Origin of the sequence: Thermus sp. LT1-2-5, assembly GCF_040363165.1 — a bacterium.
In the GTDB taxonomy this organism is placed as follows: Bacteria; Deinococcota; Deinococci; order Deinococcales; family Thermaceae; genus Thermus.
On record NZ_BSRG01000009.1, the window covers coordinates 21,874 to 45,423 of the forward strand.

Annotated in this window: 22 protein-coding genes, 2 tRNA genes and 1 pseudogene; 21 read left to right on the forward strand and 4 right to left on the reverse strand. The window is 66.8% G+C overall.

Going from position 1 to position 23,550, the window contains the following annotated elements:
- The first annotated feature begins 14 nt into the window (after positions 1-14).
- From ABXG85_RS08985 to ABXG85_RS09050, 14 genes and pseudogenes are all read left to right on the forward strand, one after another.
- Positions 15-962, forward strand: coding sequence for a polyprenyl synthetase family protein (locus ABXG85_RS08985; RefSeq protein WP_353513371.1), 948 nt, complete (start codon positions 15-17; stop codon positions 960-962).
- 49 nt (positions 963-1,011) lie between these two features.
- Positions 1,012-2,271 carry a Glu/Leu/Phe/Val family dehydrogenase gene (locus ABXG85_RS08990; protein ID WP_353513372.1) on the forward strand — a complete coding sequence of 420 codons (1,260 nt, stop codon included), beginning with the start codon at positions 1,012-1,014 and terminating at the stop codon, positions 2,269-2,271.
- Positions 2,272-2,283: 12 nt separating this feature from the next.
- Positions 2,284-3,558, forward strand: coding sequence for a Glu/Leu/Phe/Val family dehydrogenase (locus tag ABXG85_RS08995; protein WP_353513373.1), 1,275 nt, complete (start codon positions 2,284-2,286; stop codon positions 3,556-3,558).
- Between the two features lie 24 nt (positions 3,559-3,582).
- Complete coding sequence (locus tag ABXG85_RS09000; protein ID WP_353513374.1) at positions 3,583-4,110, forward strand: GNAT family N-acetyltransferase; 528 nt, start codon at positions 3,583-3,585, stop codon at positions 4,108-4,110.
- Positions 4,085-4,975: a 2-hydroxyacid dehydrogenase gene (locus ABXG85_RS09005; protein ID WP_353513375.1), complete on the forward strand. Its 891-nt coding sequence runs from the start codon at positions 4,085-4,087 to the stop codon at positions 4,973-4,975. Before ABXG85_RS09000 ends, ABXG85_RS09005 begins: the two co-directional genes overlap by 26 nt.
- Before the next feature lie 26 nt (positions 4,976-5,001).
- Positions 5,002-5,256 carry a hypothetical protein gene (locus ABXG85_RS09010; protein WP_353513376.1) on the forward strand — a complete coding sequence of 85 codons (255 nt, stop codon included), beginning with the start codon at positions 5,002-5,004 and terminating at the stop codon, positions 5,254-5,256.
- A gap of 79 nt (positions 5,257-5,335) precedes the next feature.
- A pseudogene (locus tag ABXG85_RS09015) lies at positions 5,336-5,555 on the forward strand (hypothetical protein); the annotation flags it as partial.
- A gap of 66 nt (positions 5,556-5,621) precedes the next feature.
- Positions 5,622-6,644, forward strand: coding sequence for a 1,9-bis(guanidino)-5-aza-nonane synthase (locus ABXG85_RS09020; RefSeq protein WP_353513408.1), 1,023 nt, complete (start codon positions 5,622-5,624; stop codon positions 6,642-6,644).
- A gap of 63 nt (positions 6,645-6,707) precedes the next feature.
- Positions 6,708-9,467, forward strand: a complete 2,760-nt coding sequence (locus ABXG85_RS09025) for a tetratricopeptide repeat protein (protein ID WP_353513377.1) — start codon at positions 6,708-6,710, stop codon at positions 9,465-9,467.
- A gap of 5 nt (positions 9,468-9,472) precedes the next feature.
- Positions 9,473-10,291: a menaquinone biosynthesis family protein gene (locus ABXG85_RS09030; protein WP_353513378.1), complete on the forward strand. Its 819-nt coding sequence runs from the start codon at positions 9,473-9,475 to the stop codon at positions 10,289-10,291.
- Between the two features lie 9 nt (positions 10,292-10,300).
- Entirely contained in the window at positions 10,301-10,924 is a 624-nt protein-coding gene (locus tag ABXG85_RS09035) for a Crp/Fnr family transcriptional regulator (RefSeq protein WP_353513379.1), read from the forward strand.
- Positions 10,925-10,935: 11 nt separating this feature from the next.
- Complete coding sequence (gene bshC / locus ABXG85_RS09040; protein ID WP_353513380.1) at positions 10,936-12,390, forward strand: bacillithiol biosynthesis cysteine-adding enzyme BshC; 1,455 nt, start codon at positions 10,936-10,938, stop codon at positions 12,388-12,390.
- Between the two features lie 16 nt (positions 12,391-12,406).
- Entirely contained in the window at positions 12,407-13,450 is a 1,044-nt protein-coding gene (locus tag ABXG85_RS09045; RefSeq protein ID WP_486401646.1) for a SpoIID/LytB domain-containing protein, read from the forward strand.
- Entirely contained in the window at positions 13,451-13,894 is a 444-nt protein-coding gene (locus tag ABXG85_RS09050) for a methylated-DNA--[protein]-cysteine S-methyltransferase (RefSeq protein WP_353513381.1), read from the forward strand.
- Here the strand turns inward: ABXG85_RS09050 and ABXG85_RS09055 are convergent.
- Positions 13,891-15,318, reverse strand: coding sequence for an alpha-amylase family glycosyl hydrolase (locus ABXG85_RS09055; protein ID WP_353513382.1), 1,428 nt, complete (start codon positions 15,316-15,318; stop codon positions 13,891-13,893). The two genes, ABXG85_RS09050 and ABXG85_RS09055, sit on opposite strands and share 4 nt — an antisense overlap.
- Before the next feature lie 92 nt (positions 15,319-15,410).
- Here ABXG85_RS09055 and gmk point away from each other — a divergent pair, with 92 nt between their 5' ends.
- The 5 genes from gmk to ABXG85_RS09080 are packed head-to-tail and all read left to right on the forward strand — an operon-like array spanning position 15,411 to position 18,669.
- Positions 15,411-16,073, forward strand: a complete 663-nt coding sequence (gene gmk / locus ABXG85_RS09060) for a guanylate kinase (RefSeq protein ID WP_353513410.1) — start codon at positions 15,411-15,413, stop codon at positions 16,071-16,073.
- Positions 16,054-16,353, forward strand: coding sequence for a DNA-directed RNA polymerase subunit omega (gene rpoZ, locus ABXG85_RS09065; protein ID WP_353513383.1), 300 nt, complete (start codon positions 16,054-16,056; stop codon positions 16,351-16,353). Before gmk ends, rpoZ begins: the two co-directional genes overlap by 20 nt.
- Positions 16,354-17,544, forward strand: coding sequence for a bifunctional phosphopantothenoylcysteine decarboxylase/phosphopantothenate--cysteine ligase CoaBC (gene coaBC / locus ABXG85_RS09070; RefSeq protein WP_353513384.1), 1,191 nt, complete (start codon positions 16,354-16,356; stop codon positions 17,542-17,544).
- An 11-nt stretch (positions 17,545-17,555) separates the two neighbouring features.
- Entirely contained in the window at positions 17,556-18,041 is a 486-nt protein-coding gene (gene argR, locus ABXG85_RS09075; RefSeq protein WP_353513385.1) for an arginine repressor, read from the forward strand.
- Between the two features lie 16 nt (positions 18,042-18,057).
- Positions 18,058-18,669: a MarC family protein gene (locus ABXG85_RS09080; protein ID WP_353513386.1), complete on the forward strand. Its 612-nt coding sequence runs from the start codon at positions 18,058-18,060 to the stop codon at positions 18,667-18,669.
- On the opposite strand, the gene ABXG85_RS09085 is transcribed toward ABXG85_RS09080, so the two are convergent.
- From ABXG85_RS09085 to ABXG85_RS09095, 3 genes are read right to left on the reverse strand one after another with little or no spacing between them, the layout of a single operon-like run.
- The gene (locus ABXG85_RS09085; RefSeq protein ID WP_353513387.1) at positions 18,653-19,819 is read right to left on the reverse strand and encodes a GGDEF domain-containing protein; all 1,167 of its coding nucleotides are present in this window, start codon (positions 19,817-19,819) and stop codon (positions 18,653-18,655) included. The genes ABXG85_RS09080 and ABXG85_RS09085 overlap by 17 nt on opposite strands.
- A complete protein-coding gene (locus ABXG85_RS09090) occupies positions 19,816-21,378 on the reverse strand; it encodes a DNA repair protein RecN (RefSeq protein ID WP_353513388.1) in 1,563 nt (520 codons plus the stop codon). The genes ABXG85_RS09085 and ABXG85_RS09090 overlap by 4 nt, the downstream gene beginning before the upstream one ends.
- A 27-nt stretch (positions 21,379-21,405) precedes the next feature.
- Positions 21,406-22,203 carry a GGDEF domain-containing protein gene (locus ABXG85_RS09095; RefSeq protein WP_353513389.1) on the reverse strand — a complete coding sequence of 266 codons (798 nt, stop codon included), beginning with the start codon at positions 22,201-22,203 and terminating at the stop codon, positions 21,406-21,408.
- 925 nt (positions 22,204-23,128) lie between these two features.
- Between ABXG85_RS09095 and ABXG85_RS09100 the strand changes: the two genes are divergently transcribed.
- Positions 23,129-23,203, forward strand: a tRNA-Glu gene (locus ABXG85_RS09100).
- Position 23,204: 1 nt separating this feature from the next.
- A tRNA-Val gene (locus ABXG85_RS09105) sits at positions 23,205-23,281 on the forward strand.
- Positions 23,282-23,550: the final 269 nt, after the last annotated feature.

The following is a 23,550-nucleotide window of genomic DNA, read 5'->3' on the forward strand; positions in this document are numbered from 1 at the left end:
CTATACTGGGGGGCGTGACGGTTCACGAGGCCCTCGAGGCCCCCCTCCTCCGCTTTGAGGAAGCCCTTTCCGAGCTGGTGCAGTCCGAGGTCCTTTTTATCCGCCTCATCCACCAGGATCTGGTGACCGCCGGGGGCAAACGCATCCGCCCCCGGCTGGTCTTTTTGGCCTCGAGGGCCTTGGGCGGGGCACCTTTTGAGCTGGAGCTGGCCTTGGCCGTGGAGCTCCTCCACTCCGCCACCCTCCTCCACGACGACCTGATTGACGATGCGGAAACGCGCCGGGGCAAACAGGCGGCCTTCCGCCGCTACGGCAACGCCGTTTCCGTGCTCTCGGGAGACTTCCTCCTGTCCCGGCTCCTCTTCGTTATCGCCAAGACGGGGCGCATGGAGCTGGTGGAGCGCTTCGCCGAGGTGGCCAAGACCCTCTCCGAGGGGGAGGTTTTGCAGTTCCAGGTGGCGGCCCTGGAGGACTACTCCCTGGAAAATTACGAGCGCATCATCACCGCCAAGACCGCTGTTTTGATGGCCCTCTGCACCGAGGGGCCCGCCCTTTTGCGGGAGGAGGGGGAGGAGGTGCGGGAGGCCTTGTACCGCTTCGGCCTCCTCTACGGCCAGGCCTTCCAGATGCGGGACGATTACCTGGACCTCATGGGTACCCCCGAGACCTTGGGCAAGCCCGTGGGCGGGGACGTGCGGGAGGGAAAGGCCACCCTCATCACCCTGCTCCTCATGGAGCGCTTTCCCGAGGTGCGGGAGATCCTGAAGCGCAAGGGGCGGGAAGAGGGAGACCTGGAGCGGCTTCGGGCCTGGGCTTGGGAAAGCGGGGTGGCGGCGGAGGTGGAAAGGCGGATCCGCGCCCGGGCGGAGGAAGCGGCCCTGGCCCTTCTGCCCCTGCCCGATAGCCCCTACAAGGAGGCCCTGAAGGCGCTCGCCCTCAAGGAGGCGGAGCGGCTTTCCTAGAGGGCGGTTTGTCCCTAAGGAGCGGGGTATAATCCCCCCAGGTGATGCTATGAGCCTGCCCGCGTACCGCCCTCCCGAGGACCCCGGCCTCTGGGAGGCCTTCCTGGAGCGGTTAGAAAAGACCCTGAAGGTGGCCGCTGTCCACCCCACCACCTTGGAGTACCTGGCCCACCCCAAGCGCCTGGTAACGGTTTCCTTGCCCGTGGTGATGGACGATGGCAAGGTGCGGGTGTTCCAGGGCTACCGGGTGGTGCACGACATCGCCCGGGGGCCCGCTAAAGGGGGGGTACGCCTCCACCCCAAGGTCACCCTGGGCCAGACCGCAGGCTTGGCCGCTTGGATGACCCTGAAAGCGGCGGTCTACGATCTGCCCTTCGGCGGGGCGGCGGGAGGGGTGGCGGTGGACCCCAAGCTCCTTTCCCGGAGGGAGTTGGAACGCTTGGTGCGCCGCTACACCGCCGAGCTGGTCACCCTCATCGGCCCGGACATGGACATCCTGGGCCCTGATGTGGGGACGGACCAACAGGTGATGGCCTGGATCATGGACACCTACTCCATGACCGTGGGCTCCACCGTGCCCGGGGTGGTCACGGGGAAACCCCACGCCCTCGGGGGTACCGAGGGGCGGGACGATGCCGCCGGGCTTGGCGTGGCCCTGGTCCTGGCGGAGCTTGCCAAAAGGCAGGGCCTGCCTTTAAGGGGGGCGAGGGTGGCGGTGCAGGGCTTCGGCCAGGTGGGGGGAAGCTTCGCCCTCCACGCCGAGGGCCTGGGCCTGAAGGTGGTGGCGGTTTCCACAAGCCGGGGGGCGGTTTACCGGGAAGAAGGGCTTCCCGTGGTCGAGCTCCTGGCCCACCACGAGGCTAAAGGGGAGCTTCCCGAGTACAACCTGCCTTCGGAGGAGCTCTTCGCCCTGCCCGTGGACTACCTGGTCCTGGCTGCTTTGGAGGGGGCCTTGGATGGGGAGAAGGCCAAGCAGGTGCAGGCCCAGGTGGTTATGGAGGCGGCTAACTTTGGCCTTACCGCCGAGGCCGAGGCCTATCTCCTGGGCAAGGGGGTCTTGGTGGTGCCTGACCTCCTCACCGGGGGCGGGGGGCTTCTGGCGAGCTATTTGGAGTGGGTACAGGACCTAAACATGTTCTTCTGGAGCGCGGAGGAAGTGCGAGCCAGCTTCGCCAAAAGCGTGGCCAAGACGGTGGCGGAGGTGTGCGCCAAGGCCGAGGAGCTTTCTTTGGACCTCCGCACCGGAGCCTTGGTGCTGGCGTTGGAGCGGGTGAACGAGGCCACGCGGCTTCGCGGTGTGTACCCCTAAGAAGAGGCGGCTATGAAGAGCGAACCCCTTTCCTACCTGGGCAAAGACGGCGGTCCTTGGGAGATTTTTACCGAACAGGTGGACCGGGTGGTCCCCTACCTGGGGCGCTACGCCCCCTTGGCGGAGAGCCTAAAGCGGCCCAAGCGGGTCTTGATCGTGGACGTGCCCATCCACCTGGACGACGGCACCGTGGCCCACTTTGAGGGCTACCGCGTCCACCACAACACCGCCCGGGGGCCGGCCAAGGGCGGGGTGCGCTACCACCCTGAGGTCACCCTTTCCGAGGTCATGGCCCTGGCGGCCTGGATGACCATCAAGAACGCCGCCGTGGGCCTGCCCTACGGCGGGGGCAAGGGGGGGATCCGGGTGGACCCCAAGAAGCTTTCCTCCCACGAGCTGGAGCGCCTCACCCGCCGCTACACCTCGGAGATCGGCATCCTCCTGGGGCCCGATCGGGATATCCCGGCCCCCGACGTGAACACCGGGGAGCGGGAGATGGCCTGGATGATGGACACCTTCTCCATGAACGTGGGCCGCACCGTACCCGGGGTGGTGACGGGGAAGCCCATCGCCCTGGGGGGGTCTTTGGGGCGGCGGGACGCCACGGGCCGGGGGGTCTTCGTCACCGCGGCGGCGGCAGCGGAGAAGATCGGGCTTGCCGTGGAAGGAAGCCGGGTCACCTTGCAGGGCTTCGGCAACGTGGGGAACGCCGCCGCCCGCATCTTCCACGACCACGGGGCCCGGGTCATCGCCGTGCAGGATCACACGGGCACCATCTACAACGAGGCGGGGATTGACCCCTACGACCTCCTCCGCCATGTGGGGGAGTACGGGGGGGTGCGGGGCTACCCCAAGGCGGAGCCTTTGCCCAATCCCGAGTTCTGGGCGGTGCCCACGGACTTCCTCATTCCCGCCGCCCTGGAAAAGCAGATCACGGAGCAGAACGCCTGGCGTATCCAGGCCAAGATCATCGCCGAGGGGGCCAATGGCCCCACCACCCCCGCTGCGGACGACATCCTGCAGGAGAAGGGGGTGCTGGTGGTGCCGGACGTCATCGCCAACGCCGGCGGGGTCACGGTGAGCTACTTTGAGTGGGTGCAGGATTTCAACTCCTACTTCTGGACGGAGGAGGAGATCAACCAGCGGCTGGAGCGGGTCCTAAGGAGTGCCTTCGAGGCGGTGTGGCAGGTGAGCCAGGAGAAGAAGATCCCCTTGCGCACCGCCGCGTATGTGGTGGCCGCCACCCGGGTCCTCGAGGCCCGCGCCCTAAGGGGGCTTTACCCCTAGGGGCGTTGCGCTAGGCTATCCCTTGTGGACTGGCCCCGCTTTGGCCGCGTTACCCTGAAGCCCTTTAGCGCGGGGCTGAGCGAGGCGGAGTGGAAAGGCCTCTACGAGACCTTCCGCGATCCCGAGGTGGCGGAGTGGAACGGCTCTAGCCCCTTGCGCTCTCCCTTTTGGCTTTTCAAGCGCTTCGTCCAGGCGGAAATGCGGCGCAAGGACCGGGTGGCCTTCGCCATCCTGGACGAGGAGGGGGAGTATTTGGGCACCGTGGAGCTTTACGACCTCACCCCGGAAGAGGCCACCTTGGGCATCCTCATCGGCAAAAAGGAACGCTGGGGCCAAGGCTACGGCACGGAGGCGGTGCGGGCGGCCTTGGCCTACGCCTTTAACGAGCTGGGGCTCAAGCGGGTGAAGCTCCGCACCTTCGCCCACAACCTCCGGGCCCGAAGGGCCTTTCAGAAGGCGGGCTTCCGCGAGGTGGGCCTGGGCCCCGGGCCCCAAGGGAAGGAGGACGTGTACATGGAGGTGCGCCGTGAGGATTTTGGCCCCGAGGCTTAGGGAGGAGGTCTTCGCCCTCTTGCCCGAGGGGGTGGAGGTGCGCTTTTTGGACGAGCCTTGGCCCAAGAGTGCGGAGTTCTTCCTTCCCCCCTTCGGCCAGGAGGAGGTGGTGCGGAAGGTGCTGGCGGAGGTGGAGGTGAAGGTGGTGCAGACCCTCTCCGCCGGGGTGGACTGGATCCTGCCCCTGGTCCCGCAAGGGGTGGTGCTTTGCGACGGCTCCGGCATCCACGATGCGCCCGTGGCGGAGTGGGTGGTGATGGCCCTCCTCGCCCTTCTCAAGGACCTGCCGGGCTTTCTTGAGGCGCAAAAGGAAAGGCGCTGGGCTCCCAAAAGGCTTTTGGACCTGGAGGGCAAAACCGTCCTCCTCCTAGGCTACGGCGCCATCGGCAGGTCGGTGGCGGAAAGGCTTAAGCCCTTCGGGGTGGAGCTTCTCCCCGTGGCCCGCCACGCCCGCCCCGGGGTCTACACCCCTCAGGACCTTCCCCACCTCCTGCCCCAGGCGGACGCCGTGGTCCTCCTCCTCCCCCTAACCCCGGAAACCAGGAGGATGGTGGACCGGGATTTCCTCGCCCGGATGAAGCCGGGGGCCCTTTTGGTGAACGCCGGCCGGGGGGCGCTGGTGGACACGGAGGCCCTTCTTATGGCCTTGGAAGAGGGGAGGGTGCGGGCCGTTTTGGACGTCACCGATCCCGAACCCTTGCCGGAGGACCATCCCCTCTGGCGGGCCAAGGGGGTGGTCATAACCCCCCATGTGGCCGGGGTTTCGGAGGGGTTTACCCCACGGGCGGCCCGCTTTTTGGCGGAGCAGGTGGGGCGCTACCTGAGGGGGGAGCCTCTTTGGAACGTGGTGCGGGAGGGGTACTAGGATGCTACCCTGGAGGATGAGGAGCGTTGCTTGAGGAGGTGGCCGGGGCTTTGGGGCGCTTCCGCCGTGCCAGGGAACGGGGTTGGCGCAAGGCGCTTTTGAGCCTTCTGGCGCAGGAAGAACGGAAGGTCCTGGCCCAGGGGGTGCGGGAGCTGAGGGCTACGGCCGCTTCCCAGGGGTTTACCGAAGAGGAAGCGCTCTGCCGCCTGGCCTTTCCCCGGACCCCGATGACGACCTCCTCTTGGGCCTCGCTTTGGCGGGGCGAGGGGACTGCGTGGTGACCGGGGACAAGGGCCACCTCCCAAGGCCTTGGGCCTGCGGGTTCTTCACGGTGAGGTCCTTGTTGCAGGAGGTGGGCGAATGGAGGTTCTCCTTCACGGCGATCTGCGCCGCTACGGCGAGCGCCTCCGGGTGGAGGCCAAGACCCCTAAGGAGGCCTTGGAGAAGCTGGGCGTTCCCTTGGAGGAGGTTTGGCTCTTGGCGGTGGGGGACAAGGTGGTAGGCCTCGAGGAGGAGGTGGAGGGTCCCTTGGAGGTCTACCCCTCCATCGCCGGGGGGTGGTATACTTGAGGTCCTGCCCCAAGAAGGCAGGGGGCGCGAAAGGGGGGGAGCCGCCCAACGCCCACCCCGCGTAGAAAGGAGAAGCATGGAGAAGAAGGACCTCCTCTCTACGCCCGTGGTCCCCATAGACATCAAGGCCTTTGATGCCGGGCCCATCCTCGAGGCTATGGGCAAAACCGCCTTCCAGGCCAGGAACCTCCACCGGGCGGCGGAGATCTACCTCAAGATGCTCCAAGACGACGCCGCCGTCATCCTCACCCTGGCGGGGAGCCTGGTTTCCGCCGGCCAAGGGCTCATCATCCACGACCTGATCCGGAAGGGCCTGGTGGACGCCATCGTGGCCACCGGGGCCAACATCGTGGACCAGGACTTCTTCGAGGCCCTGGGCCACCGCCACTACCAGGGGGACCCCAAGGCCGACGACGAAACCCTGCGCCGCCTTTGGATTGACCGCATCTACGACACCTACATCGACGAGGAAGAACTAAGGCACACCGACTACACCATCGCCGAGATCGCCGAGGGTTTGGAGCCCCGCCCTTACTCTAGCCGGGAGTTCATCTGGCACATGGGCCGCTACCTGGCGGAAAGGGGCCTAGGGGAAACCAGCATCGTCCGGGCGGCCTACGAGGAAGGGGTGCCCATCTTCGTCCCCGCCTTTTCCGACTCCTCCGCTGGGTTTGGCCTGGTCTACCACCAGGTGAAAAACCCCAAGGCCCACGTGAGCATCGATTCCGTGGCGGATTTCCGCGAGCTCACGGAGATCAAGCTAAAGGCGGGCACCACGGGGCTGGTGATGCTGGGGGGTGGGGTGCCTAAGAACTTCGCCCAGGACATCGTGGTGGCCGCTGAGGTCCTAGGCCATTCGGTGGAGATGCACAAGTACGCCATCCAGATCACCGTGGCGGACGAGCGGGACGGGGGGCTTTCCGGCTCCACCCTTTCCGAGGCGCAAAGCTGGGGCAAGGTGGACGCCGCCCTGTCCCAGATGGTCTTCGCTGAGGCCACCTTGGCTTTTCCTCTTCTCGCCTCCTACGTCTACCACCGGGCCCCCATGCGGGCCAAGCGCCGCTACGTCGACCTCTTCCGCAAGGAGGTACCCGCTTAGGGCCCAAAGACCCCGGGGGGGCGGCTTTACCGCCCCCCCGGCGATTTGGTACACTCCCGGCAAATGCCCGACGAGCTAAGGCTCTACCTAAAGGAGCGCTTCGGCGTCTTGGGCCCGGTTTCCCCGGGGCGCTTTGAGGCGGAGCTGGCCAAGCGGGTGGGAAGCCCCGCCCGGCGGGAGCCCGTGCTCAAGGCCTGGCGCGCCTACTTGGCCGGAGGGGGCAAGGAGGCGGTGCGAAGTTTCTACCGGGAGGTGCTCCAGGTCCCCAAGGGGGAGGCCTTGGTCTACGGCATGCACCTTCCCTTCTTGGAGTTCTACGCCAAGGAGGTGCCTTCCCGGGTGGAGGGGCGGGTCTTGGAGGTGGGGGCGTTTACGGGGGCCTTGGTGGGCTACCTGCAAAGGAAGCGGCCCGAGCTTTCCTGGAACGCCCTGGACGGGGTGGAGGAGGCGGTGGCCCTGGGGCGGAAGCGGGTACCCGAGGTGGCGTGGCACCTGGGGTGGGCGGAGGCGGTGGACCTCCCCCCCTTTGACACCCTTTTGCTCCTCTCCGTCTTCCCCGAAGGGCTGGTGGACCAGGACTTGGAGAGCCGCCTGGAGCCCGAGGCCTTTTGGAAGCGCTTCGCCTTCTTTGAGCGCCTGCCCCTTTTCGCTAGGCTTCTGAAGCCAGGGGGGCTTCTCGTCTACGGCCACGGGCCCTTTTTGGGCAAAAGCCTCGAGGGGGTGGAGGAGGGCCTGAGGCGGCTCGGCTTCCAGGAGGTGGCGCGGGTGGGGGAAGGGGAGTACTTCCTGGTCCTTGCCCGCAGGCCCGAGGCCTTTGCCCAGGTCCTGGCGGAGGAGGCCCTTTGGGAGGAGCCCGCCTTGGAGCCGGTGGCGGCCTTGGCGCAAGGGCCTGACCTGGCCCGGGTGCGGGCGCTTTTGGAGGCGGGGCAGTACGCCGAGGTCCTTTCCCTCCTACCTGAGGGGGTGGAGGGGGAGGCGGCCTACCTTCGGGGGAAGGCCCTTTTCGCCCTCTCCCGCTTCGCCGAGGCGGAGGAGGCCTTGCGGCGGGCCCTTTCCGAGGAGGCGGAGGACCTTAGGGCCTTGGTGTTGGTGGAGCTTGGGGAGTACGCCCGGGCCCAGGGACGCCTCGAGGCCTTGGCGGGGCGGGGCGGGCGGTACCGCTTGGCCTTGGGCCGGGTTTACCTGGCCCAGGGGCGGTACGCCGACGCCTTGAGGCAGTTCGTGGAATCGGGCCTGCCCGAGGCAGAGCTGTACGTGCGGGAGGCCCTGGAGCGCATCACCGAGCGCATGCGCCGCTACGCCAAGGAGGGGGAGTGGGCGGAGGTGAGCCGCCGGGCGGAGTTCGTGGAAGACCTCTCCCCGGGCCTCCTCACCCGGGAGATGCTCCGGCTGGGCCTGAGGGCGGCCCTTCTTCAGGGCCTCTTTGCCCGGGCGGAGCGCTACGCACGGCGGCTTGCGGACCTGGACGAGGCGGAGGGGTTTTTGGGACTGGCCTTGGCCGCCTTGCGCCTGCGCACCCCCTTGGACCATAAGGGGGAGGACCTCAAGGGGGTGGAGCCGTACCTCACGGAGGCTTTGGCCCGGGCGGAGATCCCGGAAGCCCTCCTGCTTTTGGGCGTATTGCGGGAGCGGGAAGGGCGCTACCGCGAAGCCCTTTACCTCTTGGAGCGGGCGGCCCGGCACGGGGAGGGGGAGGTGGCGGGGCTTGCGTACCACCACCTGGCGGAGGTGAAGCGGGCCCTGCGGCGCCCCCTTAAGGAGGTGCTGGGGGACCACAAACGGGCCCACGCCCTGAGGGCCTACCCTGCCCCTTACCTGTTCCGCCTGGCCCAGGAGGCCCTGGCGGGGGGGGAGGAGGTCTTGGCCCGGGAGCTCCTCTCCCGGGCCCGGGACGCCGGCCTCGCCGAGGTGGCGGAGGAGGACCTAAAAGGGCTTCTTTCCCTCCTGGAACGGCTAGAAGGCCCCTGGGCCGCCTTCCACGTCCTCTACCAGGCCTTAGGCCGCACCCCCGAGCCCCCCTTGGAGCTTTTGGCCTTGGCCTACCGCCTTTCCCGCTCCTTCCGGGAAAGCCCGGAGGCGGAGGCGGTGCGGGGGCAGTACCTGGCGGCCCTTTACGCCTCGGGGCGGGTGGGGGAGGCGGAGGCGCTGTTAAAGGCGGAGCTGAGCCAAAATCCCCAGGCCCTGGAGGTCCTCTTTGACCTGGCGGAGCACCAGGAGGCCCAGGGGAACTGGCGCCAGGCGGCGGAGTACTGGCAGAAGGCCCTGGAGGTGACCCTCTACCGGGAGAAGGACCTAGAGCTTGCCCGGGAGCTTCTCAGGAACCTGCTCTTCCTGAAACCCCACGACGAAAGCCTCCTCCTCTACCTGGAGGAGCTCAAGGCGGTGGCCCGGGGCCTCGAGGCCTTGGGAGAAGAGGCCAAGCCCCTGCCCCAAAGCGGGGAGGAGCTTCTGGAGGAGGCGCTTCCTCGCTTCCACGGGGAGCACCTTTTGGTGGTGGGGGGGCACACGCAACTCCGAAGCCGCCTGGTGCCCTTCCTGGAAGGCCGGGGGCTCAAGGTGGACTGGTTCGATGCGGATAGCGCCGGGGTAGGGAAGGAGGCCCTAAAGCGCATCCTGAACCGCTTGGAGCGGGCCCACGGCCTCATGATCGTCTCTAGCTACGTGGGGCACGACCTCTCCGAGCCGGTGCGCCAGGAGGCGGAGCGCCTGGGCATCCCGGTCCACATCATCCCCGGGCGGGCCCGGGGGGCCACGGGCTTTCTCCGGGCCCTTAAGGGCTTCGCCCCCGAACTCTTCAAGCGGGCCCTCAAGGGGGTACAGTAAGGGGCATGGAGGCCTTAAAGCTCGGCTACTCCCCCTGCCCCAACGACACCTTCATCTTCTACGCCCTGGTGCACGGCGAGGTGCCAAGCCCCTTGCCCGTGGAAGCGGTCTTGGAGGACGTGGAAACCCTAAACCGCTGGGCCCTAGAGGGAAGGCTTCCCCTCACCAAGCTCTCCTACGCCGCCTACGGCCGGGTGCGGGAGCGGTATGTGGCCCTGCGGAGCGGGGGGGCCTTGGGTCGGGGGGTAGGGCCCTTGCTGGTGGCCAGGAAACCGTTAAAGAGCCTGGAAGGGGCTCGGGTGGCCATCCCCGGGCGGAACACCACCGCCTTTTTGCTCCTTTCCCTTTACGCCCAGGGTTTCCACCCGGTGGAGGTGCGCTACGACCGGATCATGCCCCTGGTGGCCCAAGGCGAGGTGGAGGCGGGGCTCATCATCCACGAAAGCCGCTTCACCTACCCCCAGTACGGCCTGGTGAAACTTCTGGACCTGGGGGAGTGGTGGGAGGCCGAGACGGGCCTACCCCTCCCCCTGGGGGCCATCCTGGCCCGGCGGGACCTGGGGGGGGACCTCATCCGGGCCCTGGACGAGGCGGTGCGGCAGAGCCTGGAATACGCCTTCGCCCACCCCGAAAGAACCCTTCCCTACCTCAAGGCCCACGCCCAGGAGCTTTCCGAGGAGGTGATCTGGGCCCACGTGCGCACCTATGTGAACCCCTTTAGCCTGGACGTGGGGGAGGAGGGGGAAAAGGCGGTGGAGCGGCTCTTTTCCCTGGCGGAGGCCAGGGGGCTGATCCCGCCCTCCTCCTTGCCCCTTTTCCGGTAGACTCGGGGCATGTTCCAGGAACTTCCCCTCGAGGCCCGGCGGGAGGCGGCCCGGGTCTTCCTGCCCCTCAGGGTGCGGCGGGGGGCCACCCTGTACGCCCTAGGGGATGGGGTGGATGGGGTCTACCTGGTGCGGGAAGGGCTTCTTTGGCTGGAGGGCCCCCGCTCGGCCACCGGGGAGGCGGCCAGCCTGGGGGTGGTGGGGCCAGGGGGGCTTCTGGGGGAGGAGGCCTTGGTGGGGGAGAGGCAGCGCACCGCCGGGGCCACGGCCCTCACCTACGCCGAGCTCCTCTTCGCCAAGGCCGAGGAGCTTGCGGCGCTAAGGCGTTTTCCGGAAGTGGAGGCCTTTTTCCTCAAGGCCCTGTACCGAAGGCTCAAGGCCACGGAACGGGAGCTTTGGGCAGCCCGCCACCTTTCCGTGGGCCAGCGCCTGGCCCGCCTCCTCTTGGATCTGGCCCGGGAAGGGGAGGTGGCCCTTTCCCACCAGGACCTGGCCCACATGGTGGGGGCCACCCGGGAAACGGTGACCAAGCTCCTGGGGGAGTGGGCCCTTAAGGGCTTGGTGGACCTGGGCTACCGCCGGGTGGAGCTTCAGGACAAGGAAGCCCTTGCCCGCTTGGCCGAGGCGCTATAGGCTTTAAAGCCATGGAAACCGCCCTCTTGGCCCGCCTCCTGGGCCTGCCCCAAGGGGAGGAGGCCCTGAAGGAACGCCTGGGCCGGATGGCCCACCCGGGCCTGCTCGAGGCTTTAAGGGCTTACCTGAAGCGCCTAGGGGCGCCCCCAGAACCCTTGGCCGCCTTGGAAGGGCTTGCCCGGGGGGCGGTGGTCACGGGGCAACAGGCGGGGCTTTTGGGCGGGCCTTCCCTCACCTTCTACAAGGCCCACACCGCCCTCGCCTTGGCGCACGGGGTAGGGGGGAGTGCGGTGTTCTGGGTGGCCTCCCAGGACCACGACGTGGAGGAGGTGCGCCACCTCCACCTCCTCCTGGACGAGGAGGTGAGGACCCTTTCCCTTCCCTTGCCCCCCTTGCCCGCAGGGCGCATCCCCTTGGCCGCCTACCGGGAGGACCTTAGGGCTTTCCTCGGGCCTTGGGCCAAGGACCCGCGGGTGGCTTACGCCCTGGAGGGGAAGACGCTTTCCGAGTTCTTCGCCCGCACCCTCCTGGCCTTTTTGGGGGAGCGAGGGCTCATCCCCTTTGACCCCATGGCCGAGGAGCTTGCCCCCCTTTTCCTGGAGGCCTTGGAGCGGGAGCTTTCCGACCCCCTGGCCAGCGCCGAGGCCATCAACCGGGAGGCGGAAAGGATCCGGGCCCTAGGGGGGAAGCCCCCCTTACGGCGCAAGCCCGGGGCCACCAACCTCTTTCTGGAAACCGATGCCCGCCGCCTCCTCTTCTACGAGGATGGGGCCTTCACCGATGGGGTGCGCCGCTACACGGCCAAGGAGCTCTGGGAGCTCGCGCGCCAAGACCCCTCCCGCCTCACCCCGGCTGCGGGGCTCAGGCCTGTCTTCCAAGACCTGGTCCTGCCCACGGCAGGTTTTGTGGTGGGGCCCAACGAGTTCCGCTATGTGGCGGAGCTTTCCCGGGTCTACGCCCTTTATGGCCTTCCCATGCCCGCCCTGTTTCTGAGGCTTCAGGGCGTGGTTCTGGAACCGCCTATCCGGCGCATACTGGAAAACTACCGCCTGTCCCCCTGGGCCTTTGTGGAGCGGGGAGAGGAGGCCTTTTTGGAAGCGGTCCGGGGTGTCTTGGAGGACTACCGTTCCTTGGAGGAGGAGCTTCGGGAGCTTCTGGACCGGCTGGAGGCCTTGCAGGCCCGGGCCAAGGCCCTGGAGCCCCCCCTGGAGCGCCCTTTCCGCCGCTTCCGGGTGCGGCTTGCGGGGGAGGGGGAAAGGCTCTTGCGCAAGCTCCTTAGGGCTCGCATGGGCAAGGATGCGGTGCTTAAGGGGCACCTCGCCCGGCTTAAACGCCACCTCCTGCCCTTGGGGATGCCCCAGGAGCGGGTTTACCCCTTCGCCATGTACGCCCTGCGCCACCCGGAGGCCTTGGCCCGCTTGGCGGAGGCCCCGCCCCAGGGTAAGGCCACCTTGGTCTTGGGCTAGGATGGAGGGGAAGGCTATGGTGCGCTTCTGGCCCCTTATGCTCCTTCCCCTGCTCGCCCTCTTCCCCACCCGGGGGCAGGGGCAGGACCTCCTCCTGCGGGTCCTCCTCCAAGAGGTGCCCCCGGGGCAGGCGGTACGCCTGACCCTCCCTTCCGGGGAGGTGCGCGCCTTGGCCGCCGGGGAAGGGGTGGTGCTGGAGGGGCGCCTTGGGTCCTCCTTTGACCTGGAGGTGCCCTACTTTAGCCTCGAGGGCCGCCCCTACCGGGGTGGGGTGCGGCTTTTGGCCCAGGGGGGAAGGCTTCTCGTGGTCAACCTGGTCCTCCTGGAGGACTACCTCCTGGGGGTTCTGCCCGGGGAGATGCCCGAGGGGTTTCCCCTGGAGGCCTTGAAGGCCCAGGCGGTCCTGGCCCGCACCTTCGCCGTGAACCGCCTGAACCCAAAGGCGCCCTACGACCTCTGCGCCAGCGAGCTTTGCCAGGTCTATCTGGGCTTTGCCGCCGAGAAGCCCAAGTACGCCCAGGCGGTGTCCGCCACCCGGGGCCAGGTCCTAAGCTACGGCGGTAAGGCCATCTCCGCCCTGTACCACGCCGACTCCGGGGGCATGACCGCAGGGAGCGAGGAGGTGTTCCAAAAGGCCCTCCCCTACCTCCGCCCCCGGCCCGACCCCTACGCCAAGGGGCCCAAGAGCGCCTGGCGGGTTTCCGTGTCCAAGGCGGCGGCGGAGCAGGCCCTCAGGGCCTTGGGCTACACCCCCAAAGGGGAGGAGGCCCCCCAGGTGTTGGAGCGTAGCCCCTCGGGCCGGGCTTGGCGGGTGCGCCTTATGGGGGTGGAGGTGCAAGGCCCAGAGGCCCAGCGCCTCCTCCGCCTCATGGGCCTCCCCTCGGCCCTGGCGGAGTTCCAGGGCTTTTGGGCGGTGGGCCGGGGGGCCGGGCACGGGGTGGGGCTTTCCCAGTGGGGGGCCAAGGGGATGGCGGAGGCGGGCTTTGACCACCGGGAGATCCTGGGCCACTACTTCCCCGGCACCTTCCTCTCCGAGCTTCTCTTGGCAGGGGTGCCCTAGGTGCTCCTTTCCACCCCCCTAGGCCCCCTTTGGCTGGAGGTTTCCCCCGTGGGGGTGGTCCGCCTCGAGGCCGCCCTTTTTCCCCGGGGGAAGGAGGCGCGAGGTCCCCTGGCGCAAAAAGTGGAGGAAAGCCTTGCCGCCTACTTTGCCGGGAAGCGCCCGGACTTTCTGGACATCCCCTTGGACTACACCGGGCTTTCCCCGGCCCGGGCCCGCCTTTACGAAAGGGTGCGCCGCATCCCCTACGGCAAGACCACGAGCTACGGGGCCCTGGCCCGCGAGCTTGGGCTTTCCCCCCGGGCGGTGGGGGCGGCGCTTCGGGCCTGTCCCTTCTTCCTTCTGGTGCCCGCCCACCGGGTCATCCACCAGGATGGGCGGCTTGGGGGCTTCGCCGGGCAGGAGGGGCTAAAGCTTTGGCTCCTCCGCTTCGAGGAAGCCCTTTAAACCTCGGTCCAGACCGCCACGGAAAAAGGCGGGAGCTCGGGGCCGCAAAGCCGTCCTCCCTTGGGGGCGCAAAGAGCGCCCGAGAGGAGGTCCACCGCCTGGGCCCCACGGGGCAGAGCCCCGTGCAGGGGAATGTCCTGGCGGAAGGGCTCGGGGGTGGCGTTCACCACCACCAGGTAAGGCCCACGGGTGAAGGCCAGGTGCCCGTCCACGGCGTAGACCCGCCCGTAAGGGGCGGTGCGCAGCTCAGGATGCTCCCGGCGCAGGCGGGCCAGCCGCCGCACCGCCTCCCGTAGGGGCCTTTTCCAAACCGCTTCCGCCCACACCATGCCGCCCCGGTTTTCCGGGTCGTGGCCGCCTTCCATGCCGATCTCCTCCCCGTAGTAGACCGTGGGGTTGCCGGGGAGGAGGAAGAGGAGGGAAAGGGCGAGCTTGGCCCGCTCCAGGCTTCCCCTAAGGAGGGTGAGCAGGCGGGGGGTGTCGTGGGAGGTGAGGAGGTTCATCTGGGCCCGCACCACCTCGGGACGGTAGCGGGCAAACAGGTTTTCCAGGCGGTGGCTAAAGGCCAGGGCTTGCAGGGGTTCTATGCGGCCCAGGCCGCTTCTTCCCGCCAGTTCCTGGTCCAGGGCTTCCCCCCCCACGAAGCCTAAAACGGCCCTGCTCAAGGGGTAGTTCATGGTGGCGTCAAACATGTCCCCCTGGAGCCAAAAGTCTGCCTCCTCCCAGATCTCCCCCACCAGGTAGGCCTCGGGGTTCGCCCCCTTGACCCGCCTGCGGAAGGCCCGCCAGAACTCTGGGTCCTGGATTTCGTTGGGCACGTCCAGCCGCCAGCCATCGGCCCCAAAGCGGATCCAGTACTCGGCCACGGACAAGAGGTACTCCCGCACCGCCGGGGTTTCCACCTTGAGCTTGGGGAGCTCGGGGTTGCCCCACCAAGCCTCATAGTTGGGGTTAGGGCCGTAGGCGTTTAAGGGGAACCCCCGTACGTGGTACCAGTCCCGGTAGGGGCTATGCTCCCCGTTTTCCAAAAGGTGTTGGAAGGCGAAGAAGCCCCGGCCCGTGTGGTTGAAGACCCCGTCCAGAATGACCCTTATCCCGTGGGCGTGGGCCACCTCCAGGAGGTGGCGGAGCGCGGCGTTCCCCCCCAGGAGGGGATCTACCTGGAAATAGTCCACGGTGTGGTAGCGGTGGTTGGCGGTGGAGGTGAAGATGGGGTTGAGGTAGATGGCCTCCACCCCGAGCTCCACCAGGTAGGGGATCTTCTCCGCCACCCCCCAAAGGGTTCCCCCTTTGAAGCCCCTTAGGGTGGGCGGGGTTTCCCAGGGCTCCAGGGGCCCTGCGGGGGCGGGTTTGCCCGGGGGTCCTGCACGAAAGAAGCGGTCGGGGAAGATTTGATAGAAAAATGCGCCCTCGTACCAGGCCACGGGCTCAAGTGTACCACGGGCGAAAGGTGCCCAGATCACAAAAATCCTTGCCCCCGGGCCCAGGGTTCTGGTATCCTCCCGGGGTGAAGGCCATGCGGGGCCGCCTTTTCGTCATGACCGGGGCTAGCGGGGTGGGGAAGGGCACGGTGCGGGCTAAGGTGCTGGAGCGGACCCGCCTCTTCTACTCCATCTCCATGACCACCCGTCCACCCCGCCCTGGGGAGCGGGACGGGGTGGACTACTACTTCGTGGACCGCCCCACCTTTGAGGCGCTCCTGAACCAAGACGGCTTCCTGGAGCACGCCGAGTACGTGGGCTACCTCTACGGCACCCCCAAGGCCCCGGTGGAGCGGGCCCTGGCCCGGGGAGAGGATGTCCTTCTGGAGATCGAGGTGCAAGGGGCCTTGCAGGTGCGCAAGAAGGTGCCGGAGGCGGTCCTCATCTTCCTCCTTCCCCCATCCCTTTCCGAGCTCAAGCGCCGGTTGGTCTACCGGGGTAAGGATAGCCCCGAGAAGATCGCCAAGCGCTTGGCGCAGGCGGAGTGGGAGATCCAAAACGCCCACCTCTTCGACTACGTGGTAGTGAACGACGTTCTGGAGGAGGCGGTGGCGGATTTTTTGGCCATCCTCACCGCCGAACGGCGGCGTACCGACCGGATGGCCTGGGCCCTCAACAAGGCCCTGGAGCGGGACCCTGACCTGGAAAGCGAGCTGGAGGAAATCCTGAGGAGGAACCATGGCGGAACCGGGCATTGACAAGCTTCTGAGCATGGTGGATTCCAAGTATCGGCTCACCGTGGTGGTGGCCAAGCGGGCGCAGCAGCTTTTGCGCCACCGCTTTAAAAACACGGTGCTGGAGCCGGAGGAAAGGCCCAAGATGCGGACCCTCGAGGGCCTCTTCGACGACCCCAACCCCGTGACCTGGGCCATGAAGGAGCTCCACACCGGCCGCTTGGTGTTCGGGGAGAACCTGGTCCCCGAGGACCGCCTGCAGAAGGAGATGGAACGGCTCTATCCCGTGGAAGAGGAGGCCTAGATGGCCCGGGTCCTGGTGGCGGCGAGCGGAGGGGTGGCGGCCATCAAGGTGCCCCACCTCCTCCGCCTCCTCCGCCAGGCGGGGCACGAGGTGCGGGTCCTGGCCACCCCCCGGGCCCTGGCCTTCGTCACCCCCCTTTCGTTGGCGGTGGCCGCCGGGGGCGAGGTGGCCACGGAGGAGGCGTGGTTCCAGCCCCATGGCCGCGCCCTCCACATAGAGCTCGCCCGCTTTGCCGAGGTGGTCCTGGTGGCCCCCGCCACCACCGACGCCCTGGCCAAGGCCGCCTTGGGCCTGGCGGATGACCTCCTTTCCGCCACCCTCCTGGCCGGGGCCAAGCGGGTGGCCTGGGCCCCAGCCATGAACGAGGCCATGTGGCTTGCCCCTCAGACCCAGGGCCATGTGGAGCGGCTCAAGGCCTTGGGCCATGCCTTTTTTGGCCCCGCCTACGGCCCCTTGGCCGCGGTGGGGGAGGGGGAAGGCTTGGGGCGGATGCTGGAGCCTGAGGAGCTGGTGGCGCGCTTGGAGGCCCTCCTTACCCCCAAGGACCTTCAGGGCCTGAAGCTCCTGGTTTCCGCTGGGCCCACTCGAGAGTACCTGGACCCGGTGCGCTTCCTCTCCAACCCCTCCTCGGGGCGCATGGGCTACGCCGTGGCCGAGGCCGCCCGGGATAGGGGGGCGGAGGTGGTCTTGGTTTCCGGCCCCACCGCTCTCCCAGACCCTTGGGGGGTCCAGGTGGTGCGGGTGGAAAGCGCCTTGGAGATGCGGGAGGCTATTTTGGCCCACTACCCTTGGGCCGAGGCTGTGGTCATGGCGGCGGCGGTGGCCGACTACCGCCCCGAGACCACCCTGGCCGACAAGGAGCCCAAGGTGGAGGCGAGCCGGGTCCTGCGCCTGGTGCCCAACCCCGATATCCTCAAGGAGCTTGGAGAACGCAAGGGAAAGAGGGTTCTGGTGGGCTTCGCCATGGAAACCCAAGAGGGTCTGGAGCGGGCTCGGGGGAAGCTAGAGCGCAAGAACCTGGACCTCATCGTCCTCAACTGGGTGAACCGGGAGGGGGTGGGCTTCGGCAGCCCGGAAAACGAGGTGGTCCTCCTCCTTCGGGATGGGCGGGTCCTAGAGCTTCCCCGGATGCCCAAGCGCCAGGTGGCCCACCGTATACTGGATTTCGTCAGGGAGTTTTGGAAAGCCTAAACGGGGTGGATATGCGCAGCAAGGCCGAGCGGCACCGCGCCATACAGGAAATCGTGAGCCGGGAGGAGATCGGTACCCAGAAAGAGCTGGTGGAGCGCCTGCGTCAGTTGGGCTTTGAGGTGACCCAGGCCACGGTGAGCCGGGACATCGCCGAGCTCCGCCTGGCCCGCATCGCCTTGGGCAAGGGGCGGCACAAGTACGCTCTGCCTTCGGTGGAGCTTCCCGAGGACGTCTACGAGGAACTCAAGCGGCAGTTTGGCCTCTTCGTCAAGGACGTGGACCGGGGGGGGAACATCCTGGTGGTGAAAACCGCCGAGGGGCACGCCTCGGGAATCGCCCTTCTCTTGGACCGCCTCAAGCGGGACGAGATCGTGGGCACCCTGGCGGGCGAGGACACCATCTTGGTGGTGGGCCGGAGCGAAGAGGAGGCCAAGGCTCTGGAAGAAGAGCTCGGGGAGCTTCTCTTGGCGGGAAGGGCCATTAAGGGAGGGGCTTAGCGCTTTAGGGTATAACGTGATAGAACTCTTCCTGAAGTCCTTCCTCACCCTCTTCGTGGTCATGGACCCGGTGGGGCTCGTCCCGGTGTTCTTGGCCTTGGCGGGGGACCGCCCCCCAAAAAAGCAAGCCCAGATTGCGGGGAGGGCGGTGCTGGTGGCGGGGGGGCTTCTTGTGGCCTTTTTCTTTTTCGGAAGGGGGCTTTTGGCCCATCTGGGGATTAGCCTCGAGGCCTTGCGCATCGCCGGGGGGATCCTCCTCTTCCGCATCGCCACCGATATGGTCTTCGCCCACCACGAGCGGGAAACCGAGGAGGAGAAGGACGAGGCCCTGGTCCGGGCCGATATCTCCGTCTTTCCCCTGGCCATCCCCCTCATCGCCGGGCCCGGGGCCTTGGCCAGCGTCCTCATCCTGGGGGGGGAGGCCCGGGGGGTGGTGGGGGGATGGGCGGTGGTCCTCTTTAGCGCTTTCTTGGTCCTCCTCTTGGCCTATATCTTCTTGCGGGCCGCTGCCGGGGTGCGCCGGGCCCTGGGGCGCACCGGCGTGAACGTGGTGACCCGGGTCCTGGGCCTATTGCTCGCCGCCCTTGCGGTGCAGTACGTGGCTGATGGGGTCAAGGGCCTCCTTTAGCCCGGTACATGCGGCGGTCCGCTTCCTGCAAAAGCGCTTCCAGATCGCCCTCTTCCGCCCTTACCCCGCCCGCCGCCACCCCGTAGGGCAGGCTTTGCCGCACGCGGGCGATGAGGGAAGGGATCTCCTCCTCGCTCAGGCCCAAGTGGAGGCTCACGAACTCATCTCCTCCCACCCGAAAGGCCAGGTCCCGGCGGCGGGAAAAGTGCTTCAAGGCCTGGGCCAGGGCCTTCAGGGCCCGGTCCCCGGCGGCGTGCCCTTCCCGGTCGTTCAGGGCCTTGAGGCCGTTGAGGTCCCAGTAGATGAGGGCCAGGGGCTCCCCTAGGGCTTTGGCCTCGGACAGGAGCTCCGGGAAGGCCACCTCCAGGGCCCGCCGATTCCCCAAGCCGGTGAGGGGGTCGGTGCGGGCCGCCGCTTCCAGGGCCTGGCGCTCCTTTAGGGCCTTGAGGAGGAGGGCGGCTTCCAAGGCGAAGGCCTGGGCCAGCTCCAGGGAAAGCGGGGTAAAGGCCTCGGGGTCGTGGAAGTTGTCCAGGTTCATGGCCGCCAGCACTTCCCCTTCCAGGACGATGGGCAGGCCCAAGGTGGCCTGGATCTCCAGGAGGCGGCCGTGTTCGAAGAAAGCGGGGCGGGCCTCCACGGTGCTCAGGCTAGAGAGGTGGCGGATCTCCGCTCCTTTGAGCACCCGGGGACGGCCCTTGAGCCAGTTGTCCACGCCAAGCCCATACCAGGCAAGCTCTTCCTCTAAGGAGGTGCGAGCCCCCAGGAGGGCTTCGGAAAACCCCTCCTGGGCTACCAGGTGGAAATACCCTCCCTCCCGGAGGAGGATGCTTCCCGCCTCCGCCCCGGGCACCACCGCCACCGCCTCCTGGATGAGGTCCTGCAAAAGCCCTTCCGGCTCCTCGTGCTGCAAAAGCCCCCGCAAGACCTTTAAAAGCCCGGTGTAGGCCCTTGCCTGGATGGAAAGGTCCGTGGTGTCTAGAAGGAGGAGGTAGGTGCCTTCCGGGGCGGGCAGGCGGGCCACCCGGTAGGTCTTTTCCCCGTGGACCAAGATGTCCCCTTGGGGCACGGGAAGGCCTTGCGCCAGGGCGTTTCCCTCCACCCCGGTGTCCGTGAGGAGAAAAACCGGGTACGGGGCTTCTAAAGGGTTCATCCGGCCTCCAAGAGCAAGCGGGCGTGGGAGAGGGCGGCCTCGGTGTACTGGCCGGAAAGGAGGCGGGCCAGCTCCCGTACCCGCGCCTCGCCTTGTAGCACCTCCACCCGCACCTCGCTTCCTTCCTTCACCACCTTTAGGTGGCGGTGGGCCCGGGCGGCCACCTGGGGCAGGTGGGTCACCACCAGCACCTGCCGCTTCTCCCCCAGGCGGGCCAAGCGTTCCGCCAGCTTCCAGGCGGTTTCCCCCCCCACCCCAGCGTCCATCTCGTCAAAGACCACGGTGGGGGCCTCCGCCCCGGTGAGGAGGGCGAGGGCCAAGGCGATGCGGGAAAGCTCCCCGCCGCTGGCGGCGGAAAGGGGGGAAAGGGGCAGGTGCGGGCTTGCGGCAAAGCGGAAGGCCACCTCCTCCAGGCCGAAGGGTCCGGGTTCGGGCAAGGGGGTGAAGGCCACCTGGAAGCGGGCCTGGGGAAGCCCCAAGGCGGCAAGCTCCTCGGCCATGGCCTCTTCCAGCCCCTTGGCCGCCTCCCGCCGGGCTTCGCCCAAGGCTTCCCCCGCTCTCCAAAGGGCCTCTTCCGCCGCCTCGAGGGCCTGCTCAAGGTCCTGTAGGCGCGCTTCCCCTCCTTCCAGAGTGGCCAGCTCCGCCTCGGCCCGCTCCCCGTGGGCTAGGACGTCTTCCAGGGTGGGGCCGTACTTGCGCTTGAGGCGCTCCAGGAGGGCCAGGCGCTCCTCCAACTGGGCAAGCCGGCCGGGGTCGGCCTCGAGGCCCTCCAGATACCCCTCAAGCTCCCGCGCCACCGCCTCCGCGCCCTCTAATGCGGTTTCCAGGTCCCTGGCCAGGGCTTCCAGGTCCGGGTCGTACCGCCCTCCTTGGCGCAGTTCCCGCACGGCGCCCTCCAAGGGGGAAAGCCCCTCCTCCGCCAGGAAGGCATAGGCCCTCCCCGCCCGTTCCCGAAGGGTTTCCAGGTGCCGCAGGCGCCGGGCTTCCTCCTCTAGCTCGAGGTCTTCCCCAGGGCGGGGCTTGGCCGCCTGGATCTCCCGCAGTTGGAAGCGCAGGAGGTCTTCCCGCTCGCTTTTCGCCCTAAGGGCTTCCTCCAGGGCCCGCTTCTCGCCGAGGAGGGTCTGGTAGCGCGCGTAGGCCTCCCGGTAGGCCTGAAGGGGGTGGGAGGGCAACAGGGCGTCCAGGAGCTCCCGCTGCCGCTTAGGGGAGAGGAGGGCCAAGGCGGCGTGCTGGACGTGGAGGGAAAGCCAGCGCTCCGCTTCCTCCTGAAGCTCCTTAAGGCTCACCACCTCCCCGTCTATGCGGGGTGTGGAGCGGGCCCCCACCCGGCGGGAAAGAACCCGCTCCTCTTCCCCCTGGAAGAAGGCGGTGACGAGGAGGCTATCCCCATAAGGCCCGATGAGCCCCTCGGCCCGCTCCCCCAAGAGGAGGGCCAAGGCGTCCACCAGAAGGCTCTTGCCTGCCCCCGTTTCCCCGGTGAGGACGTTGAGCCCTGGGGAAAGCTCCAGGGTAGCCTCGCGGATGGCGGCGAGGTTGCGCACCTCGAGGCGTACGAGCATCTTCCCCTATTGTAAGGAAAGCCAGGTCTAGGCTAGGGTTATTCGGTCCCGCCCGGACTCTTTAGCCCGAAGAAGGGCGTAGTCGGCCTTTAAGAACCACTCTTCCACTTCTTCTTTCCCCTGGGGTACTTTTCCCCCTGCTATACCCGCGGAAAGGGTAAGGGGATAAGGAATAGGGTCCACCTTTTGGGCGCGGAAGCGGGACCGAATGCGCTCCACCACCTCCTTGGTAGCTCGCTGGTCCGCCCCATACAGGAGCAGAAGGAATTCTTCCCCGCCATAGCGTACCGCTAAGTCTTCCCGGCGGAGGTCCTCTTGGAGGATGCGGCCAAGGACTTTGAGCACCTGATCTCCCACGGGGTGGCCGAAGGAGTCGTTGATGCGTTTAAAATGGTCTATATCCAGCAAAGCCACGCTTAGAGGGGTATGGTAGCGTTGTGTCAGGGCAAGAAGCTTGGGAAGCTCGGCCTCGAGGCCCCGGCGGTTCAGAAGTCCAGTGAGGGGGTCTGTAAGCGCTAAGGTCCCCCACTCCACCTGCCTGAGCACTTGACGAAGCCGTTCACCCAAAAGAGAAAGTAGACCTTCGGGAACAGGTTCCGTAGGGGGTTTCTGCAAAAATAGGTAGGCCGCCTCCCCGTTCATGGGCACTTTCAGGCTATGCGGGGTGCGCTGGCCCACGAGCCCTCGCCTCCCTTGCACCTCGAGGCCTACCGCCTCAGGGATCAAGGTGCGCGTGGCCTCCAAGGCGCTCAAGAGGGCGGCTTCGGGACTCAAGGTCTGGGTTATTCTCGGCGAAAGGCGGGCAAGTTCGCCTAAGAACCGCATCCAACGTGCGTTTTTCTCCTCCGTGCGTCTCCATTCTAGATGGAGCGCGTAGAGTAAGCCCAAAGCCCCTACGACCCCTCCGTACAGGACCAGGATGCGGGTTATCAGCGGGATGGTTTCCGAGAAGATCAGGAACGGAAAAATGACGAGCCCAGTGAAGGCGAGGGCTTGGGAGGGGAAGGAGATATTTTCCCAAGACCTTGCGCCCAGACCGATCAGGAGGTATCCCATGCTCTGGGCAGAGTGGAGGGGAGGGCCACCTTGGCTCTCTGTGTAGACGGAGGCCATGGCCTCGAGGAGGACGAGAAAAAAACCCACACCCCATAAGGACGTTTCATCGGGGGCTTTCTGGAAAAGCACCTCCAAACGGGGTAGGAGCAAGAGGAAAAGGACGATGTTCCACGCCGTGTAAAGAGAGCTTGAGCCAAATCCTTCTTGGACTAGGGCCTCGAGGCCCAATAACACAAGGGGAAGTAGGAAAAGCGTTAGGCGTGGAGGGCGGCTAGGTGCCTTTAGAACGGCGAGGGTTAGCGCTAAGTACCCCAGGAAATCCAGTATTACCCTTAAAACAAGGGTCTGAGGGTACTTCGGGGAGTTACCCAGATTCCAAAGGAGGTCATTCAGGCTCCAAAAGAGGAGGCCAAGGCCCCATAAGGGTTTTCTTTGGGCTAGAAGGTAAACTGTGACACCAAGTTCTATCGCAGGGGCGAGGATGCGTTCACTCCATGGCGAGGCACTTGGCAACAGGCCAAGAATTACCAGCAATACGAAGCCTAGCCACGGGTGAACCACGAGCTCAGTTTAACCAGGCTTTTCCCTTAGGGGTCTTTCTTGCCTTGGCGTTGCCCTGTGTCTTGAGCCGGTGCTTGAAGGCTTTGGGGTGAGGAGATAGACTAAATCCCTGGGGTCGATGCCCTGGATACGTGGCCCCATCGTCTAGCGGTTAGGACGCGGCCCTCTCAAGGCCGAAACGGGGGTTCGATTCCCCCTGGGGTCACCAGGGGCGGCTAGCTCAGTTGGTCAGAGCGCTCGCCTTACAAGCGAGAGGTCAGAGGTTCAAATCCTCTGCCGCCCACCACGATACGTAGGCAAAGCTCCCCGCCTTGATAGTGAGGCGGGGAGGCGTTTTTATTGGGTTGCAAGACGGGTGTTTCCGCGCTTTGGCTGCGGGCCTATCTAGAGCTTGCCTCGATGCTATGGATCTCTGTAGGGAAGGGAAAGCTGGGTGGGGTGCGGAGGGAGATCAAAGTTCAAGGGAGGCCACAGATTAAAAGTTCCGAGGCTTTGAGGTGAGTTAAGCTATGTTCCCCTGGCATGCTTGGGTTTTCTGGCGGGCGATGTATCTTG